This window comes from Pseudomonas sp. KBS0707 (assembly GCF_005937945.2).
Classification (GTDB): Bacteria; Pseudomonadota; Gammaproteobacteria; order Pseudomonadales; family Pseudomonadaceae; genus Aquipseudomonas; species Aquipseudomonas amygdali.
This window is the reverse complement of record NZ_CP041754.1, coordinates 3,591,681-3,608,808: the sequence shown is the minus strand read 5'-3', so window position 1 is coordinate 3,608,808 and position 17,128 is coordinate 3,591,681. Positions and strand designations below refer to the sequence as shown.

13 protein-coding genes and 1 pseudogene are annotated in these 17,128 nt (G+C 60.1%); 4 read left to right on the top strand and 10 right to left on the bottom strand.

Going from position 1 to position 17,128, the window contains the following annotated elements; all coding sequences use genetic code 11:
• Window positions 1-2: 2 nt before the first annotated feature.
• From FFH21_RS16915 to FFH21_RS16885, 7 genes are all read right to left on the bottom strand, one after another.
• Window positions 3-383, bottom strand: coding sequence for a Na+/H+ antiporter subunit G (locus FFH21_RS16915; RefSeq protein WP_002554072.1), 381 nt, complete (start codon window positions 381-383; stop codon window positions 3-5).
• On the bottom strand, window positions 380-658 hold the full coding sequence (locus FFH21_RS16910; RefSeq protein WP_002554071.1) for a K+/H+ antiporter subunit F: 279 nt from the start codon (window positions 656-658) through the stop codon (window positions 380-382). The genes FFH21_RS16915 and FFH21_RS16910 overlap by 4 nt, the downstream gene beginning before the upstream one ends.
• Window positions 655-1,143: a Na+/H+ antiporter subunit E gene (locus FFH21_RS16905; protein WP_011168993.1), complete on the bottom strand. Its 489-nt coding sequence runs from the start codon at window positions 1,141-1,143 to the stop codon at window positions 655-657. Before FFH21_RS16905 ends, FFH21_RS16910 begins: the two co-directional genes overlap by 4 nt.
• Entirely contained in the window at window positions 1,140-2,825 is a 1,686-nt protein-coding gene (locus FFH21_RS16900) for a monovalent cation/H+ antiporter subunit D (RefSeq protein WP_054073061.1), read from the bottom strand. The genes FFH21_RS16905 and FFH21_RS16900 overlap by 4 nt, the downstream gene beginning before the upstream one ends.
• The gene (locus FFH21_RS16895; RefSeq protein ID WP_002554068.1) at window positions 2,822-3,166 is read right to left on the bottom strand and encodes a Na+/H+ antiporter subunit C; all 345 of its coding nucleotides are present in this window, start codon (window positions 3,164-3,166) and stop codon (window positions 2,822-2,824) included. Before FFH21_RS16895 ends, FFH21_RS16900 begins: the two co-directional genes overlap by 4 nt.
• Complete coding sequence (locus FFH21_RS16890) at window positions 3,166-6,084, bottom strand: monovalent cation/H+ antiporter subunit A (RefSeq protein ID WP_011168992.1); 2,919 nt, start codon at window positions 6,082-6,084, stop codon at window positions 3,166-3,168. Before FFH21_RS16890 ends, FFH21_RS16895 begins: the two co-directional genes overlap by 1 nt.
• 160 nt (window positions 6,085-6,244) lie before the next feature.
• Window positions 6,245-7,168: a DMT family transporter gene (locus FFH21_RS16885; RefSeq protein ID WP_011168991.1), complete on the bottom strand. Its 924-nt coding sequence runs from the start codon at window positions 7,166-7,168 to the stop codon at window positions 6,245-6,247.
• A 121-nt stretch (window positions 7,169-7,289) separates the two neighbouring features.
• Here FFH21_RS16885 and FFH21_RS16880 point away from each other — a divergent pair, with 121 nt between their 5' ends.
• Entirely contained in the window at window positions 7,290-7,859 is a 570-nt protein-coding gene (locus tag FFH21_RS16880; protein WP_011168990.1) for a helix-turn-helix domain-containing protein, read from the top strand.
• A gap of 41 nt (window positions 7,860-7,900) precedes the next feature.
• Window positions 7,901-9,304, top strand: a complete 1,404-nt coding sequence (locus FFH21_RS16875) for an FAD/NAD(P)-binding protein (RefSeq protein WP_004665724.1) — start codon at window positions 7,901-7,903, stop codon at window positions 9,302-9,304.
• A 152-nt stretch (window positions 9,305-9,456) separates the two neighbouring features.
• Here FFH21_RS16875 and FFH21_RS16865 read toward each other — a convergent pair whose 3' ends face one another.
• Both FFH21_RS16865 and ssuD read right to left on the bottom strand, forming a co-directional pair.
• Entirely contained in the window at window positions 9,457-10,563 is a 1,107-nt protein-coding gene (locus tag FFH21_RS16865; RefSeq protein WP_004665723.1) for a sigma-54-dependent Fis family transcriptional regulator, read from the bottom strand.
• Window positions 10,563-11,702 (bottom strand): FMNH2-dependent alkanesulfonate monooxygenase, encoded by a 1,140-nt coding sequence (gene ssuD, locus FFH21_RS16860; RefSeq protein ID WP_004656807.1) that lies wholly within the window; start codon window positions 11,700-11,702, stop codon window positions 10,563-10,565. The genes FFH21_RS16865 and ssuD overlap by 1 nt, the downstream gene beginning before the upstream one ends.
• A 389-nt stretch (window positions 11,703-12,091) precedes the next feature.
• On the opposite strand from ssuD, the gene FFH21_RS16855 reads away from it, so the two are divergent.
• Complete coding sequence (locus FFH21_RS16855; RefSeq protein WP_011168989.1) at window positions 12,092-12,997, top strand: Ku protein; 906 nt, start codon at window positions 12,092-12,094, stop codon at window positions 12,995-12,997.
• Window positions 12,998-13,017: 20 nt separating this feature from the next.
• Window positions 13,018-15,618, top strand: a complete 2,601-nt coding sequence (gene ligD / locus FFH21_RS16850; protein WP_011168988.1) for a DNA ligase D — start codon at window positions 13,018-13,020, stop codon at window positions 15,616-15,618.
• Between the two features lie 62 nt (window positions 15,619-15,680).
• Here the strand turns inward: ligD and pssA are convergent.
• A pseudogene (gene pssA, locus FFH21_RS16845) lies at window positions 15,681-17,024 on the bottom strand (CDP-diacylglycerol--serine O-phosphatidyltransferase).
• Window positions 17,025-17,128: the final 104 nt, after the last annotated feature.

Sequence of the window (17,128 nt, the reverse complement as noted above, 5' to 3'; positions counted from 1 at the left end):
ATTCAGCCGCCTGCCGATTCTCCATTGCCAGTGCCGCTACTGACTTCTGCGGGCACATCGTCACCGGCCATGCGCTTGCGGAACAGCGCCGTACGTGCCAGCAGCAGCGTGGTCACAGGTACGGTGATTGCCAGCAGCACCGGAATCAGCCAGGCGTGAATCACCGGCTCTGCCTTCAGCGCAGAGAAATAGATGATCGACGCCAGCGCAACGCACCAGGCGCCCAGCGTCGACGCGAGGGCTGGCGGGTGCATGCGCTGGAAGAAGTCCTTGAGGCGCAGCAGCCCGAGGGCACCGGTCAAGGCAAACAGACTGCTGGCGATCAGCAGCCCGGCGGTCAGTATCTCAGCCCAGAAGGGCACGGTGTTCGGCAGTCCGGTCATTCGATCACTTCTCCGCGCAGCAGGAATTTGGCCAGAGCGAAGGAGCCGACAAAGCCGAACAGGGCAATCAGCATGGCTGCTTCGAAGTACGTGTCACTGGCGTAACGGATGCCGAGCACCAGCATCATCAGCATGGCAATGATGTACAGGTAGTCCAGCGCCAGCACCCGGTCCTGGGCTGAGGGACCCTTGAGCAGGCGCAGCAGGGTGATCACCATCGCCAGGGCGAAGATCAGCAGGCTGATCAGGATCGCGTTGTCGAGCAATGCACTCATTGAAAGATCTCCATCAACGGTCGCTCATAGGTGGTCTTGAAGTGTTCGATGAATTGCGCTTCATCCTCCAGATCAAAAACATGCATCAGCAGCACACTGCGATCCAGCGCCAGTTCCGACCATACCGTTCCGGGTACGACCGTGGTGACCATCGCCAGCGCGGCGAGGCCATGGGCATCGTGCAGGTCCAGCGGGATACGCACGAAAGCCGAGCGTGGCGGAAGACTTTCGAGCCGCCATACGCTCAAACCGACCTGAAGATTGGACACCACCACATCCCACCCGACCAGGCACAGAAACTTCAGGATTGTGCCAGGTTTGCGGATGCGCACCGGCAGCGGGCGCAGCGGTGCCATCAGCAAGGGCGCGAGCAAGCCCAGCACCGCACCCAGTAGCAGGTGGCCGGGGCTGATCGACAGGTTCAGCACCAGCCACAACAGCCACAGTGCCAGAGAAAGCAGAGGAGCCGGAAACAGGCGCTTCATGGCTGCCCCTCCGAACTGATTTCCTGGCTGGTAGGGCCGGGTATCGGACGTGTGGCAAGGACCGACTGCACATACTGCTTGGGCTCATGCAGCGCGGCGGCGGTGTCCTGGGTATAGCGCAACAAGGGCTCGGCCTTGAACGTCAGCGCAACGCAGAGGCCCAGCAGGATGATGATCGGCAAGCATTCATTGCGGCGCAGCAACGGCGAAGGGCGCTCGTGTGGTGTCCAGAAGCGCTGTGTGCCAAGCCTGGAAAAAGCGATCAGCGACGCCAGCCCGGAGAAGATCAGCAGGCCGATCAGCATCCATGCCGGGGTCGAGAGCGCTTCGTCCTGCGTGACGTCCAGCCCCAGCGGGTTCATCAACGCGCTGAGCAGCGTGAGTTTGCCGATGAACCCCGATAGCGGTGGCATGCCGATAATCAGCAACGCGCAGGCGATAAAGCTCAGGCCCAGAAATGCCATGGTCATGGGTATGACCTGACCGACTACGACTTTCTGCTCGTCGTCCAGGTTGGTGCCGGGTGGCGGATGCAGCGACTCAAGGGTGCGGGGCAGTTGATCCACGTCGTACTCCAGAGGGATCTCGTTGGCCGAGCGGGAACGCTCGACCAATTCGCCCAGCAGGAACATTGCGCTCAGCGCCAGCGTCGAGCTGACCATGTAGAACAGCGCACCCGAAGTCAGGCTCGGCTGGGCAAAACCGACCGCTGACAGCAGAATGCCCGCTGATACCAGTATGCTCAGGCTGGCGAGGCGCTCCAGGCGCTGGGCAGCGATGATTGCAATAGCAGCGGTGAAAATCGTCGCCATGCCGCCGTAGATCAACCAGTCGCCGCCGAAGAATGCCGAGGCCCCGGCCTGACCGGAAAACAGTAGTGTCCACAGGCGTAGCAGGGTGTAAACGCCCACTTTGGTCATGATCGCAAACATGGCCGCTACCGGCGCGCTGGCTGCCGAATAGGCCGGGACCAGCCAGAAGTTCAGCGGCCACATACCTGCCTTGGCCAGAAATGCCGTGGCCAGAATGGCAGCGCCTGCATGCAGCAGGCCCAGATCGGACTCTGCCACTTGCGGGATCTTGATCGCCAGATCCGCGAAGTTAAGCGTGCCGGTTACGCCGTAGATCAGCGCAGCGCCGATCAGGAACAGCGACGAAGCCAGCAGGTTGATCGAAATGTAATGCAGGCCGGTCGACACCCGCGCCCGGCCGGAGCCATGCAGCATCAAGCCGTATGACGCTGCCAGCAGCACTTCAAAGAATACGAACAGGTTGAACAGGTCGGCGGTCAGGAATGCGCCATATAGCCCCATAAGCTGGATCTGGAACAGTGCGTGGAAACTGGCACCGGCCCGGTCCCAGCGCGCCAGCGCGAACAACAGGGCGCAGACACCGATTATGCCGGTCAGCACCAGCATCAGTGCCGACAGGTGATCTACCACCAGCACGATACCGAAAGGCACACCCCAGTTGCCTGGCAGGTAGACACCGATCGAACCACTGCTGCCGCTGTGCTGCACCCAGAGAAACAGCACCACGGAAATGCCTAGCCCGAGGATGCTGGAAAACAGATTGATACGTCCCTTGAGCGGCCGATGCTTTTCGCCCAGCCAGAGCATCAGCCCTGCGGTCAGTAACGGCAGCAGGATCGGCGCAATGATCAGTTGATTCATCCAGCTCATGCCTTGGGCTCCCGGCCATCTACATGGTCGGTGCCGGTCAGGCCTCTGGAGGCGAGCAATACCACCAGAAACAGCGCGGTCATGGCGAAGCTGATGACAATGGCGGTCAGTACCAGCGCCTGCGGCAGTGGATCAGTGTAATTGAGCAGGTCTTGGGGAATGCCGTCCTTGATGATCGGTTCTCTGCCGATGAACAGGCTGCCCATGCTGAAAATGAACAGGTTGACCCCGTAAGACAGCAGGCACAGCCCCATGACCACCTGAAAGGTGCGTGGCCGCAGGATCAGCCAGACGCCCGAGGCGGCCAGCACGCCGATGGCGATTGCAATGACTTCTTCCATCAGAGGATTCCTTGCGGGTTGGCAACGGGTTTGGGCAGTTGCGTCGGACGGTGGCTGCGCACCGACTGGTGAGCCAGTGCGGTGAGGATCAGCAGCGTCGAGCCAACGACCACGGCGTACACGCCGACATCAAAGAACAGCGCACTGGCAATGTGAATATCGCCCAGAACCGGAAAATCGACGTGCGCGGTGTGCGTGGTCATGAACGGATAACCCAGCACCATGGAACCGGCTCCGGTCAGAACCGCGCACAACAGGCCTGTGCCCATCCAGCGTAACGGGCGCAGGCTCATTTGCGCCTCGACCCATTGGGTACCTGCCACCATGTATTGCAGAAGGAACGCCACCGACATCACCAGACCGGCCACAAATCCGCCACCTGGCTGGTTATGACCACGAACGAACAGGTACATCGAGATGATGAAGGCAATCGGCAACAGTAATCGCACCAGCGCTGCCGGAACCATCATGAAACCGAGTGCGGTATCGCTGGCACTGCGCGGGTTAACCAGATCAGTCACCACGTCACGGGCCAGCAGGCGTTGCTGTGTGGGCAGCAGAATGCTTTCCTTCGGCGGGCGGAAGCGTCGCAACAGGGCAAACACTGTCAGCGCTACCGCCGCCAGCACGGTGATTTCGCCAAACGTATCGAAGCCGCGGAAATCCACCAGCATCACGTTGACCACGTTGGTACCACCGCCCTGAGGCAGCGCGCGGCTCAGGTAAAAGGACGAAATAGCGTTGGGTGTCTGACGGGTCAGCATGGCGTAGGACAATATTGCCATACCCAGGCCGACAAGAACCGCCAGCCCGAAGTCGCGTATTCGCCGGGTACGAGCGCGCAGGCGCGCGCTCAATGGGGCGACGTCTTCGTTGCGTCGCGGCAGCCAGCGCAGACCGAGCAGGATCAGTACCGTCGTCACCACCTCCACGACCAGTTGAGTCAGCGCCAGATCAGGTGCCGAGAACCAGACGAAGGTGATGCAGGTCATCAGGCCGCAGACGCTGACCATGACCAGTGCTGCCAGACGGTGATACTTGCCTTGCCAGGCTGCACCTATTGCGCAGGCAATTGCGATAAGCCAGAGCGTGACAAACACCCCGGAACCCGGAATCTTCGGCCGGTCGCCCCAGGTCAGGCCACTGAAATACATCGGGATGAAGCCGCCCAGTACGGCTGCCAGTACCAGCAGAAACAGTTGCGGCTGCAAGCGACGAGTGCTGACCTTGCGCTCGAAACGCCACGCCCAGTGCATCATCACCACCTGGCTGCGTTCGAAAAAGAGCTTGCCGTTGAGCCTGCCCACCAGCGGCGGGGCAGTAATGCGCTCGTGCTTGAGAGGTTTGCGCAGCAATAGATACAGGATGATACCGCCAGCCATCGCCACCAGGCTCATAACCATCGGCAGATTCCAGCCGTGCCAGATCGCCAGGCTGTATTCGGGCAATGTTCCGCCGACCACCGGACGTGCAGCCGCCGCGAGCAGGGGAGCGACCGATTGCGCCGGGAAAATCCCCACGATCAGGCACGTCAGCACCAGCAGTTCTACCGGCGCACGCATCCAGCGCGGCGGCTCATGCGGCAAGTGCGGCAGGTCCTTGGCGACCGGACCGAAAAACACATCGACCGTGAAGCGCAGCGAATAGGCAACGCTGAATATCCCGGCGATGGTCGCGATCACTGGCAAGGCAATTTCGACCCAGGCAGTGGCGGAAATGAACACGGTTTCGGCAAAGAACATTTCCTTGGACAGAAACCCGTTGAGCAGCGGCACGCCTGCCATCGATGCACTGGCGACCATCGCCAGTGTTGCGGTGTAGGGGAGCAGCTTCACCAGCCCACTGAGACGCCGGATATCTCGCGTTCCGCTCTCGTGGTCGATAATCCCGGCGGCCATGAACAGCGAGGCCTTGAAGGTAGCGTGGTTGAGAATGTGAAAGACCGCAGCCACCGCAGCCAGCGGGCTGTTGAGGCCCAGCAACAGCGTGATCAGGCCCAGATGACTGATGGTCGAGTAGGCCAGCAGGCCCTTCAGATCATTCTGGAAGATGGCCGCGTAGGCGCCGAGAATCAGCGTGCAGGCACCTGCGCCGCTGACGATCCAGAACCATTGCTCAGTGCCGGACAACGCCGGCCACATTCGTGCCATGAGAAACACCCCGGCCTTGACCATGGTCGCCGAGTGCAGATACGCCGACACGGGTGTAGGGGCGGCCATTGCGTGGGGCAGCCAGAAATGGAAGGGGAATTGGGCGCTTTTGGTCAATGCCCCGATCAGAATCAGGGTCAGCAACACGGGGTACAGAGCGTGGGCGCGAATCGCATCTCCGGATGCCAGCACCCTGTCCAGGTCGTAACTGCCGGCCACATGGCCGAGGATCATCATGCCGGCCAGCAGCGCCAGACCGCCTGCGCCGGTGACCATCAGCGCCATGTACGCGCCGCGCCGTGCATCGGCGCGGTGGTGCCAGTAGCCGATCAGCAGGAACGAGAACAGGCTGGTCAGCTCCCAGAAAAACACGATCTGAATCAGATTGCCGGACATCACCAGGCCGAGCATGGCGCCCATGAAAGCCAGGAAAAACGCGAAGAAACGCGGCACCGGATCATCCGGCGACATGTAGTAGCGGGCGTAGAGCGAGACCAGCGCACCAATGCCCAGCACCAGCATCGAAAACAGCCAGGCGAAGCCGTCGATACGCAGAACGAAGTTCATCCCCAGGCTCGGCAGCCAGAAGTACTCTTCGCGAATAACGCCGCCGTCGGCGATCTGCGGGAACCACAATGCCATCTGGATAGCGCCGATGAGGGCGACCAGACCGGCCAGAAACGATTCTGCGTTACGCGCGTTGTGCGGCAAAAAGGCCGCCAGACAGCTGCCGATGAAAGGCAGAAGCAGTAGAACTATCAGGGACATAGGCTTCTAATCTGCAGGGGAATGTCAAGCATCATACGTGCCAGACACCCCGATACCAAAGGGACTGTTTCCGAAATTTCCTACAAAAAGTGTCTGCTGTTTTTAAGACAGCAAAAAGTTGTCACGGGACATGTGTTTCACGGCGCGCAATAGCCGCCGTTCACTCGGCTTTGCGTATGCCATCTTCTTCAGCAAGGCTGTGTTCACCGGGGGCAGAACGCCGCTTCATTTCGCTGACGATCACCCCGGCCACAATCAGTGCTGCGCCCAGCAGGGCGATACCCGGCAAGCGCTCCCCGGCAAGTCTTCCGACAATCCCGGCCCAGACCGGTTCACCGGCATAAATCACGGTGGCGCGTGTAGGCGAAACACTTTTCTGTGCCCAGTTCATCGCGATCTGGATAATCGCACTCATCGCGCCAAGCCCCACCGCGCTGAGCACCAGTAGCCAGGAGAAATCCGGCAAGCGTTCCTGAGTCGGCACGATCATCAGAAAGGCCAGGGCGGAGGCGGTTGCCAGCTGCACCACGGTGACCCGCCGCACATCGACCTTGCCGGCATAGGCGCTGATCATGATGATCTCGGCGGCGATGGCCACCGCGCTGATCAGCGTGACGATCTCGCCGGAGTTGAGTTGCAGAGAAGCACCTTGCGGCCCTGATATCAGCATCAGCCCGGTAAAGGCGAGGAGGATGCCCAGTGTCGGCATCAGGCCCGGTCGACGGCCAAGCACCAACCATTGCAATAAAGGCACGCAGGGTACGTAGAGCGCTGTGATGAAGGCGGACTGGCTGCTTGGGATGGTTTGCAGTCCAATGGTCTGCAAGCCATAACCAAGCATGATCGCGGTGCCGATGAATACGCCGGCCTTGAGTTCAAGAAAGGTCAGTCCGCGCAGCACCTTCATTGAAAACAGCGCTACGATAAGCGCCGCTGCGGCGAAGCGCAGACCGACGAAGAGCATAGGGCCGCTGACGGTCAGCGCATGCTGTACCAGTAAAAAAGTGCCTCCCCAGAGCATGGTAATCAGAATCAGAACGGCTTCTGCCTTGCTGATGCGGGGTAATCGGCTGATAGACTTCATGTCAGCTCCAGATTCCTGTGAACGGCTATAAATGACGATGCGCCTGATGAGAGGCTGAGCACCCTGAAAATGGTCTCGAATTGGGCAGTATAATGCGCAACGGTTTGATGTGAGTACCACCATGCACAAAGAAAATTCCCCGCGCCCAGCCGTGTTGCAGCACGTCAGCCAGAACGTACGGCGTTTGCGCAACTGCGCTGACCTCAGCCAGACCGCCCTGGCAGAAAAGTCCGGGGTCAGCCGCCGCATGCTGGTCGCTATCGAGGCGGGAGAGAAAAACGTCAGTCTGGCGACGCTGGACCGGGTAGCAGAAGCATTGGAGGTGGCGTTCAGCGATCTGATCCAGGCCCCCGAAAATCGCGATTACAGCCGTATCAACGAACTGGCCTGGGCGGGTACGATTTCTGGCAGCAAGGCCGTGCTGCTGGCCCGAGCGATTGCCCGCCGGGAAGTCGAGCTGTGGGAGTTCTGCCTGGAGCCCGGCGATACCTATGTCTCGGAAGCCGATCCGGACGGCTGGAGTGAGCAGGTGTATATCGTAGAAGGGTATCTGACTCTGCGCCTCTCCGATCCTGCGGCCGTGCAACAGATCGGTCCAGGCGAGTTTTTCATGTTCCCCAGCAATCAGCCGCACCGCTATTGCAATGAGGCTGACGTGCCCTTGCGCTTTGTGCGTAACGTCGTGCTCTGACCTTCCTGTTCTTTTATCGCAACTGACCGAGGCGCTGTTCGATGAGCGAAGACCCTAACCAGACAGCTGACATTCTGATCATCGGCGGCGGTCTGAGCGGCACCATGCTGGCGGCGCAGTTGCTACGCAGGCCTGGCCAGCGCCGGATCCTGATCATCGAAACCCGCAGCGAGCTTGGCCGGGGCGAGGCCTACAGCGCAACAGAGCCGGGCCATACGCTCAATGGCAATGCGGCGCGCATGAGCGTCGACCCCGATGACCCGGACGACCTCACGCGCTGGCTGACGGCCTATCTGGCCGAGGGCGGCTGGCCTGAAGCGGCCGGGCAGAAGGTCCCGGTCGCCGAGCTGTTCCCGCCGCGCGGCGTGTTCGGGCTTTATGTCCAGCAGCGATTGCGTGAAGCCCGTGGCGCTGGCGAGGTGTTTGGCTCGACGGCAACGCATGTGCCCGGCGAAGCGGTCGATGTACAGATCGATGAACACGGCGTGAGCGTGACGCTGGCCAACGGTCGTCTATTGCGTGGCAGTCGGGCCGTGCTGGCGACCGGTATGTACGCCGCTTCACGCACACCGCAGCGTGAGTCGAACGCACTGAACGCGGCAGCGCTGGACCCTTGGAATGTACAGGCAATGCAACAGCTCGATGCACAGTGCAGGGTGTTGATCATTGGCTCGGGGCTGACCATGGTCGATGCGCTGGTCTCGCTGGAAAAGGCCGGGCACCGCGGGCCGATTCAGATCTATTCCCGGCATGGCCTGCTGCCCCATGTGCGGCGCCAGCCACCGGAATGGTCTGATTTCCTGGCGCAGGACCCGAGTATCCGCAGCACTCGCCAACTGGTACGCAAGGTGCGCGAGCAGTGCGAGCTGGCCATCGAAAGCGGCATTGACTGGCAGGCCCCGCTGGACACCGTGCGCGCCAACGTCGGCAGGCTGTGGAATCAGGCCAGTGACAGGCAGCGCCGCCAGTTTGTCCGTCATGTACGGCCATGGTGGGAGAGTCATCACCATCGCTCGCCACCACCCAGCGCCGCACTGCTGGCGCAACTGATCAGGCAAGGTCGGCTGAGCATTGACGCCGCTTCGTTGCAGGCTGTTGCGAGCCTGCCGTCAGGCCAGGTGCAGATCAGCGTGCGTCGGCGCGGTGATAGCGAACCGACGCAGATCGTTGGCGATGCCTTGATCAACTCCACCGGCATCGAGTACGACTGGCGACGCGTGGATCGCCCGTTGCCTCGGCAATTGCTGCTGCGAGGTTTGATTCAGCCCGGACCGCTTGCGCTGGGCATTGCTGCCGACGCCGGTGGCGCGGTGCTCGACGCGCAAGGTCACTGCTCGTCACGCCTGTTCGCCATGGGCCCGCCACTGCGCGGCATGTGGTGGGAAAGCACCGCAGTGACCGACGTGGCGATTCAGGCCAAGGCGCTGGCGATGCGTTTGTCGTGAAGCGCCGCGTGATCAGGAGAGGACGCAGAGCGTCCAGAAAGGCATACCCACGCGGAGCATGGGCACGATAGCGTTCTTACGGATGGCGATCGTTTCTCCCGCTCCAGCGTGGGGATGCATTGCGCGACGCTCCGCGTCACCGGTCTGGACCTTCACACCGACAAATGCAGCATCCGGTCGCCCTGTATATTTTCACCCGGCCTGCGTTTGTTGACCGCCAGCTCACCGATCTTGATCAGACGCGTACGCGTCACGTTGCGGGTCAGGCCCAGCAGGCTGGCGGTGTGTACCTGGTTGTGATGGCAATAGCGATACGCGGTCCTGAGCAGCGTGTCTTCGACCTTCTCGTGCAAGGCACCTGCCTGTTCTTCAAACAGCTTTTGGAACGCCCGATTGAGCAACTGTTCGGCTGACTCGTCAGCCGGATTCTGCTCGTCCTGACGCTCGATCCTCAGGTTCGACAGGCGCAGGTCGTCACGCTGAATGACCCCGTCGCGGCAGACCAGCAAGGTGTGATGAATAACGTTTTCCAGCTCGCGAATATTGCCCGGCCAGCTGTAGGTCTTGAGCTTGTGCTCGGCTTCGGCGCTGATGCGCACCGGGCCATGGCGCAGACGCTGGCTGTAGACCTCTATGAAATGCCGGGCCAGCGGCAGGATGTCGCCGGGCCGTTCGCGCAGCGGGCTCAATTCCAGATTGACCACGTCCAGCCGGTAGTAAAGGTCCTCGCGAAAATGCCCGGCATTGATGGCTTTTTCCAGTTGTACGTTGGTGGCTGCGAGCACCCGCACGTCAATCGGCACGCTCTTGCGCGAGCCCAGGCGGACCACTTCACGTTCTTGAAGTACGCGCAGCAGCTTGACCTGGAGAGTCATGGGCAGGTCGCCGATTTCATCGAGAAACAGCGTGCCGCCATTGGCCTCTTCGAACCAGCCGGCCTTCGCGCTGATCGCGCCGGTGAAGGCGCCTTTCTCGTGGCCGAACAACTCGGCCTCGATCAGGTTCTCGGAGAACGCGCCGCAGTTGACCGCCACGAACGGTTTGTCGCGACGGGCACTCAGTTCGTGGACGTGCCGTGCCACCAGTTCCTTGCCAGTGCCGGTTTCACCAATGATCAGTACGCTGGCATCGCTGGGCGCCACCTGGCGTACGTGAGCGAGCAGATCCTTGGATTTGGGGTCCTCGAACACCTGCGCAGTGGCTCTGATCGAGGTCGCCAGCGCAGGCGAGTGCGGTAAGGTCAGCAGTTGCCCTGACATCACTTGGCCTGCGGGGGCAGATCGTTGGCGATCATTTCGCCGAACGGGCCCGTCAAATTGGTGATGCCGCGCCCGGCGAGGCTGGCGTACGGCTCAGGCAGCAGCGGGAAGACCAGTTCGGCAAAGCGGTACGCTTCTTCCAGGTGCGGGTAGCCCGAGAAAATGAAGCTATCGATGCCCAGGTCTGCGTATTCCTTGATGCGTGCCGCGACTTCCTGCGGGTTGCCGACCAGTGCCGTGCCAGCACCGCCACGAACCAGACCCACGCCCGCCCACAGGTTAGGCGCGATTTCCAGGTTGTCGCGGCGTCCGTCATGCAGCGCAGCCATACGGCGTTGACCTTCGGAATCAAAGCGCGAGAAAGATTTCTGGGCCGCAGCGATGGTTTCGTCGCTGATGTGTTCGATCAATGTGCTGGCGGCTTTCCAGGCTTCTTCACTGGTTTCGCGCACGATGACGTGCAAGCGAATGCCGAACTTCACGGTACGACCTTTGCGGGCTGCCCGTTCACGCACATCGGCCAGCTTTTGGGCCACAGCTGCCGGAGGTTCGCCCCAGGTCAGGTAAACGTCCACCTGATCGGCCGCAAGGTCATGCGCGGCATCGGAAGAGCCACCAAAGTACAGCGGCGGATAGGGCTTTTGAATCGGTGGATACAGCGCTTTGGCATTCTGCACGCGCAGGTGCTTGCCTTCGAAGTCGACTGCTTCGCCCTGTAATACGCGACGCCAGATCTTCAGGAATTCGTCGGTGACTTCATAGCGTTCGCTGTGATCGAGGAAGCTGCCGTCGCCACGGTTCTCGTCCGGGTCGCCACCAGTCACCACGTTGATCAGCAGTCGGCCGCCGGATAAACGATCCAGCGTGGCCGCCATGCGTGCCGAGACGGTAGGGGAGATGATTCCCGGACGGATCGCCACCAGGTACTTCAGACGCTCGGTCAATGGCACCAGTGCCGAGGCGATGACCCACGAGTCTTCGCAAGAGCGACCGGTCGGAATCAATACCCCGTAATAGCCCAGATCATCGGCGGCCTGCGCCACCTGTTTCAGGTAATTGAGGGTGACGGGACGTGCGCCCTTTGTCGTGCCCAGATAATGGCCGTCGCCGTGAGTCGGAAGAAACCAGAAAACGTTCATGACAAATCCTTGGGAGTGATCAGCTGAGTGAAAGCTGACGGGACCAACTGTTGATTCGCAGACAGTTCGCCAACAGCGTTCGGGGTGGGGCCATTTATAGAACGTCTGATTTATTCCGCAAAAGAACGTTAAACCATATTTTTAGATCTTAAACGCATATGTGACTTGAAAAATCCTGCTTCTCTTTGCGCGAACCCCTCTACTACAAGGCTTTGACGTCTGTAAGCATCCCGTTAATACAGTTCGTACCAAAAGCCAAAACGTTGACAGTCAGATTGCCAAGATGAAAAACGGGCTGCGCCTGCGCGGATTTTCCGGCACTCGTCAGGCTGTCGAAACTTTTCTTCGACCGGTCCAGTCACTTTTTCAGGACCAACAGGAGTCAGACCATGGCAAGGGCAATCTGGAAAGGCGCAATCAGCTTCGGGCTGGTGCATATACCGGTCGCATTGGTGTCGGCGACAACGTCGACCAGTGTCGACTTTGACTGGCTCGACAAGCGCAGCATGGACCCGGTTGGCTACAAGCGAATCAACAAGGTCACCGGCAAGGAGGTCACCAGCGAAAATATCGTCAAGGGCGTGGAGTACGAAAAGGATCGTTATGTCGTACTCAGCGAAGAGGAAATTCGCTCCGCGCACCCCAAATCGACGCAGACCATCGACATATTCGCCTTTGTCGACAGCCAGCAGATTCCTTTGCAAAACATCGACACGCCTTATTTTCTGACCCCGGATAAACGCGGCGAAAAAGTCTACGCGCTGCTGCGCGAAACCCTTGTCGACACCAAAAAGGTGGCGCTGGCCAATGTCGTGCTGCATACCCGCGAACACCTGGCGGCGGTCATGCCGCTGGAGTCGGCACTGGTCATGGTGATCCTGCGCTGGCCTGCCGACGTGCGTGAGCTGGACAAACTGGAACTGAGCGACGCAGTGACGGACGTGCAGTTGAACAAAAGTGAACGCGACATGGCCAAGCGTCTGGTCAAGGACATGAGCGCCGACTGGCAGCCTGAGCAGTACCGCGACACTTTTCAGGAAAAGATCATGCACCTGGTCAAAACCAAGGCAGACGAAGGCGAGATCGAGGATGTCGAGACGGATCCGGCTGAGGAAGAGCGCAAAAGTGCCGATGTCATTGACCTCACCGACTTGCTGCGACGCAGCCTGGCGGGCAAGGGGGGCGCCAGTAAAGGCAAAGCGAGCAAGCCCGCAGCAAAAGAAAAACCTGCTGACAAGGCCGCGGCCAAGCCCAAGCGGCCTGCAGCCCCCAAGAAAACCAGCAAAGCCTCTTGAGCCAGACGGAGACACCGGACATGGCCAAGCCCGCCAGTGAATACACGCGCAAGCGCAATTTTGCCATCACCTCCGAGCCTGCCGAAAGCACGCGCAAAGGCAAGTCTTCGTCCAAGGCCAAGGCGCTGGGTTTCGTGATTCAGAAGCATGACGCACGCAACCTGCACTACGACTTTCGACTGGAGCTGGATGGAACGCTCAAGAGCTGGGCGGTACCCAAAGGACCGAGTCTGGACCCGAAGCAAAAACGTCTGGCAGTGCATGTTGAAGACCATCCGCTGGACTATGCCGATTTTGAGGGCAGCATCCCGAAAGGGCAGTATGGCGGCGGTGATGTGATTGTCTGGGACCGTGGCGTCTGGCAGCCGCACGGTGATCCGCAAAAAACCTATGAGGAAGGCAAACTCAAATTTACCCTGGTCGGCGAGAAGCTCAGCGGCGACTGGGCGCTGGTGCGCACGCGGCTCACGGGCAGCGGCAGCAAGGAGCAGTGGCTGCTGATCAAAGAAAAGGACGCCATTGCGCGACCTGCCGCCGAATATGACATCACTCTGGAGCAGCCGCAGAGCGTGATCAGCGGCGCGCACGTAGGGGCAGGGCGTGCAGCGCCAGCGAAGCCAAAAGCCAGCGCCGCAAACGAAAAAGCCAAAGCCGGTGCAGCGAAGCCTGCGCGCAAGCCCGCGCAAAAGAAGTCGAAAACGGTTTTCCCGGAAACCCTTTCGCCGCAACTGGCCACGTTGGTAGATGCACCGCCAGCGGGTGACTGGCTGTATGAGATCAAGTTCGATGGCTATCGCATTCTGACCCGCATTCAGGGCGACGAAGTGAGCCTGTTCACCCGTAACGGCCACGACTGGACCGAACGGCTGCCCGAGCTGGTCAAGGCGCTCAAGGGCCTGAAATTGCAAAACAGTTGGTTCGACGGCGAAGTAGTGGTTCTCGACGAGCAAGGGTTGCCCGACTTTCAGGGGTTGCAGATTGCCTTTGACGCAGGGAACAGCAAAAACATCCTGTATTACCTGTTCGATATGCCGTTCCTGAGTGCGGAGGATCTGCGTGAAGTACCCCTTGAACAGCGCCGCGACGCCTTGAAACAAGTGCTCGACGCCCAGCGCAGTCGCCTGCTGCGTTATTCGGATGCGTTTCAGGCCGGGCATCAGGATATCGTGAAAAGCGCTGCGGCAATGGGCCTGGAAGGGGTCATCGGCAAGCGGGCCGGCAGTGTTTATATCGGCAAGCGCAATGCCGACTGGATCAAACTCAAATGCCGGTTGCGTCAGGAACTGGTGATCGTCGGCTACACCGCCCCACAAGGCAGCCGCTCCGCATTCGGGGCCTTGTTGCTGGCGGTCAATGAAGGCGATGAAGGGCTGGTCTATGCCGGGCGGGTGGGTACCGGCTTCAGTGAGGTGACGCTTGAACAGCTTTATCAACAACTCAAACCGCTGCAGCGCAAGGATTCGCCCCTGGCGAAAAAACTGACCTCGGCTCAGGCCCGCGGCGTGCAGTGGGTAGAGCCGCAGCTGGTCTGTGAGGCGGAATTCGCCCAGTGGACCCGCGAAGGCATTGTGCGACAAGCCGCATTTGTTGGGTTGCGCAGTGACAAGCCTGCCAGTGAGGTGGTGCGCGAAGACGCTCACCCCGCCAGGGTTGCCAGCCAGACCCGGACGCAATCGACATCGGCAGCGCCGCGTTCAGGCAAGAAAACCGCTGCCGGCAAAGGCAAAGTGGACGTGGCGGGCACGGGCATCAGCCATCCGGATCGGGTGATCGACAGCAAGACCGGCACCAGCAAGGTCGAACTTGCGCAGTTCTACGCGTCTATTGCCGAATGGATTCTGCCGTATCTGAACAAGCGTCCTGTGGCATTGTTGCGTTGCCCGGAAGGCATCGACGGCGAGCAGTTCTTCCAAAAGCACGCCGAGCATCTTGCGATTCCACACATCAAACAGCTGGATCGTGCTCTGGACCCCGGGCATGCCGCGCTGATGGAGATCGATTCATTGCAGGCGCTGGTCGGTGCCGCGCAAATGGGGGCCATCGAGTTGCACACCTGGGGCGCTACGCGTGACAGGATCGAAACGCCGGATCATTTTGTACTGGACCTTGATCCCGACCCGGCGCTGCCCTGGCGCAGCATGATCGAAGCCACGCAAATGGTGCTCGCCGTGCTGGAGGAACTTGGGCTGGAAGCTTTTCTCAAGACCAGCGGCGGCAAGGGCATGCACATCATCGTGCCATTGGCGCGGCAGGCTGACTGGGACACGGTTAAAGCCTTCGCCAAGGCTATCGCCGAATTCGTCAGCCGTCAGTTGCCCGAACGCTTCACCGCGACCATGGGGCCGAAAAACCGGGTAGGGAAAATTTTCATTGATTACCTGCGCAACAGCCGTGGCGGCAGCACCGTGACTGCGTATTCGGTGCGCGCCCGGCCAGGTTTGCCGGTCTCGGTGCCGATTGCTCTGGATGAACTGGCAGGCCTGAAATCCTCGGCGCAGTGGGACATCACCAACCTTGAGCAGCGTTTAAAGAAACTCAAGGCCGACCCGTGGGCAGGCTACAGCAACCGCCGCAAAATCACGCAAAAGATGTGGAAGCAGTTGGGGGCGAAACGGCCCTGATACACCCTGTTTCTTTGGTTGTATGGCCGACATGCCAGGCGTGTCGGCCTCAGGCTTGAGGGTCAGAGTATCCGGTACAGCAATCGCTCGACCCGCACACGGCTGACGCGCTTGAGGAATTTGCGTACCCCTTCGGGATAATTGGCCAGTGTGTCGAGTTCGTCGTACTGGTTGACGCGTTGGGTGTTGCGCATCAAATGGGCGATTTCCGCCTCGCGCGTTTCGCTCCACTGGCCCTGCGGATCATCGATCAGCAAGGCGTTTTCCAAATCAAGATTGAAGGCGCGAGGGTTCAGGTTGTTGCCTGTCAGCAGTGTATAGCGCTGATCGACCCAGATGCCTTTGAGGTGGAACGTATTATCGCCGTGTTTCCACAGGTGCACGTTGAGGCGGTTCTGCGCGATTGCCTTCTGATGCTTGTGGGCAAAGCGTCGCAGGCTGATTTCATACAGATAGGGCAGGGCCGAGATCACCTTGAACGGCTCGTCCGGGTCGATGAAGAAGTCGTTGGCGGTTTTGTCACCAATGATGATATCCACCTGCACACCGCGCTTGAGCGCCCGATTGATTTCGCGGGTGACCGCCACCGGCAGGTTGAAATACGGCGTGCAGATGGTCAGCTGGATCTTGCTCGAGGCGATCAGGTCGCAGATGGCACGATTCAGATTGTTACGCGGCCCGACGCCCAGCAGCGGAATCACCCGCAGCTCGCCGTTTTCCTTTTCGCCTGCTGAAGTGTCGTACGCAGCGCGTTTCAGATCCGCACGAAAAGCGCGAATCTCGCTGCGAATGCTGCGCGAGCCAGGTGGCGATTGCAGGTCGAGGCGGTGCACCGCCGGTGAAGGGAGTATTTCGCGCTGCACCAGGTTCTGGAAAGCGTCGGCCAGTGGCGCACTTTCGATCAGGTGGTAACGGTCCAGACGGTATTTGTCGAGCTTGTGCAGGTAGACGTTATTGATGCTTGCGCCACTGTAGATCACACAATCGTCGATCACGCTGCCCTTGAGGTGCAGCACGCCAAATAGCTCACGGGTTTGCACCGGCACGCCGTAGATCGGCACTTCTTCATCGTATTCAAGGTTCTGCGCCTGATACTAGGTCGAGTTGCCCGGTTGCCGCCCGGCACCGATCAGGCCCCGCTGCGCGCGGAACCAGTCAACCAGCACCACGACATCCAGCTCAGGCCGTGCAGCCTTGGCCGCGTATAGTGCGTCGAGGATCTCCTGACCAGCTTCATCCTGTTGCAGATACAACGCGATGATATAGATGCGCCGGGTGGCCGAAGCGATCCTTTCCAGCAGACAGCGCCGATAGTCGGCGGCAGAAGGAACAATGGAGATTGCACCGCTTGGCAAGGCAAAACCACGAAGTGCTGCCAGTGTCGAGCGTCGGAAAGTGGATTGCATAGGCCTCTCGATGGGAAAACCAATAGCGTACGAGCTTACACGAGAGTCGCACTCAGGTGGCTGTCCCCTAGCTGTTTCAAAGCATTGCTGTGTGAGACGTAGCA

Excerpts from the sequence above, each read along its gene's own strand:
- FFH21_RS16915 (WP_002554072.1), bottom strand. The coding sequence starts at position 383 with ATGACCGGACTGCCGAACACCGTGCCCTTCTGGGCTGAGATACTGACC.
- FFH21_RS16910 (WP_002554071.1), bottom strand. The coding sequence starts at position 658 with ATGAGTGCATTGCTCGACAACGCGATCCTGATCAGCCTGCTGATCTTC.
- FFH21_RS16905 (WP_011168993.1), bottom strand. The coding sequence starts at position 1,143 with ATGAAGCGCCTGTTTCCGGCTCCTCTGCTTTCTCTGGCACTGTGGCTG.
- FFH21_RS16900 (WP_054073061.1), bottom strand. The coding sequence starts at position 2,825 with ATGAGCTGGATGAATCAACTGATCATTGCGCCGATCCTGCTGCCGTTA.
- FFH21_RS16895 (WP_002554068.1), bottom strand. The coding sequence starts at position 3,166 with ATGGAAGAAGTCATTGCAATCGCCATCGGCGTGCTGGCCGCCTCGGGC.
- FFH21_RS16890 (WP_011168992.1), bottom strand. The coding sequence starts at position 6,084 with ATGTCCCTGATAGTTCTACTGCTTCTGCCTTTCATCGGCAGCTGTCTG.
- FFH21_RS16885 (WP_011168991.1), bottom strand. The coding sequence starts at position 7,168 with ATGAAGTCTATCAGCCGATTACCCCGCATCAGCAAGGCAGAAGCCGTT.
- FFH21_RS16880 (WP_011168990.1), top strand. The coding sequence starts at position 7,290 with ATGCACAAAGAAAATTCCCCGCGCCCAGCCGTGTTGCAGCACGTCAGC.
- FFH21_RS16875 (WP_004665724.1), top strand. The coding sequence starts at position 7,901 with ATGAGCGAAGACCCTAACCAGACAGCTGACATTCTGATCATCGGCGGC.
- FFH21_RS16865 (WP_004665723.1), bottom strand. The coding sequence starts at position 10,563 with ATGTCAGGGCAACTGCTGACCTTACCGCACTCGCCTGCGCTGGCGACC.
- ssuD (WP_004656807.1), bottom strand. The coding sequence starts at position 11,702 with ATGAACGTTTTCTGGTTTCTTCCGACTCACGGCGACGGCCATTATCTG.
- FFH21_RS16855 (WP_011168989.1), top strand. The coding sequence starts at position 12,092 with ATGGCAAGGGCAATCTGGAAAGGCGCAATCAGCTTCGGGCTGGTGCAT.
- ligD (WP_011168988.1), top strand. The coding sequence starts at position 13,018 with ATGGCCAAGCCCGCCAGTGAATACACGCGCAAGCGCAATTTTGCCATC.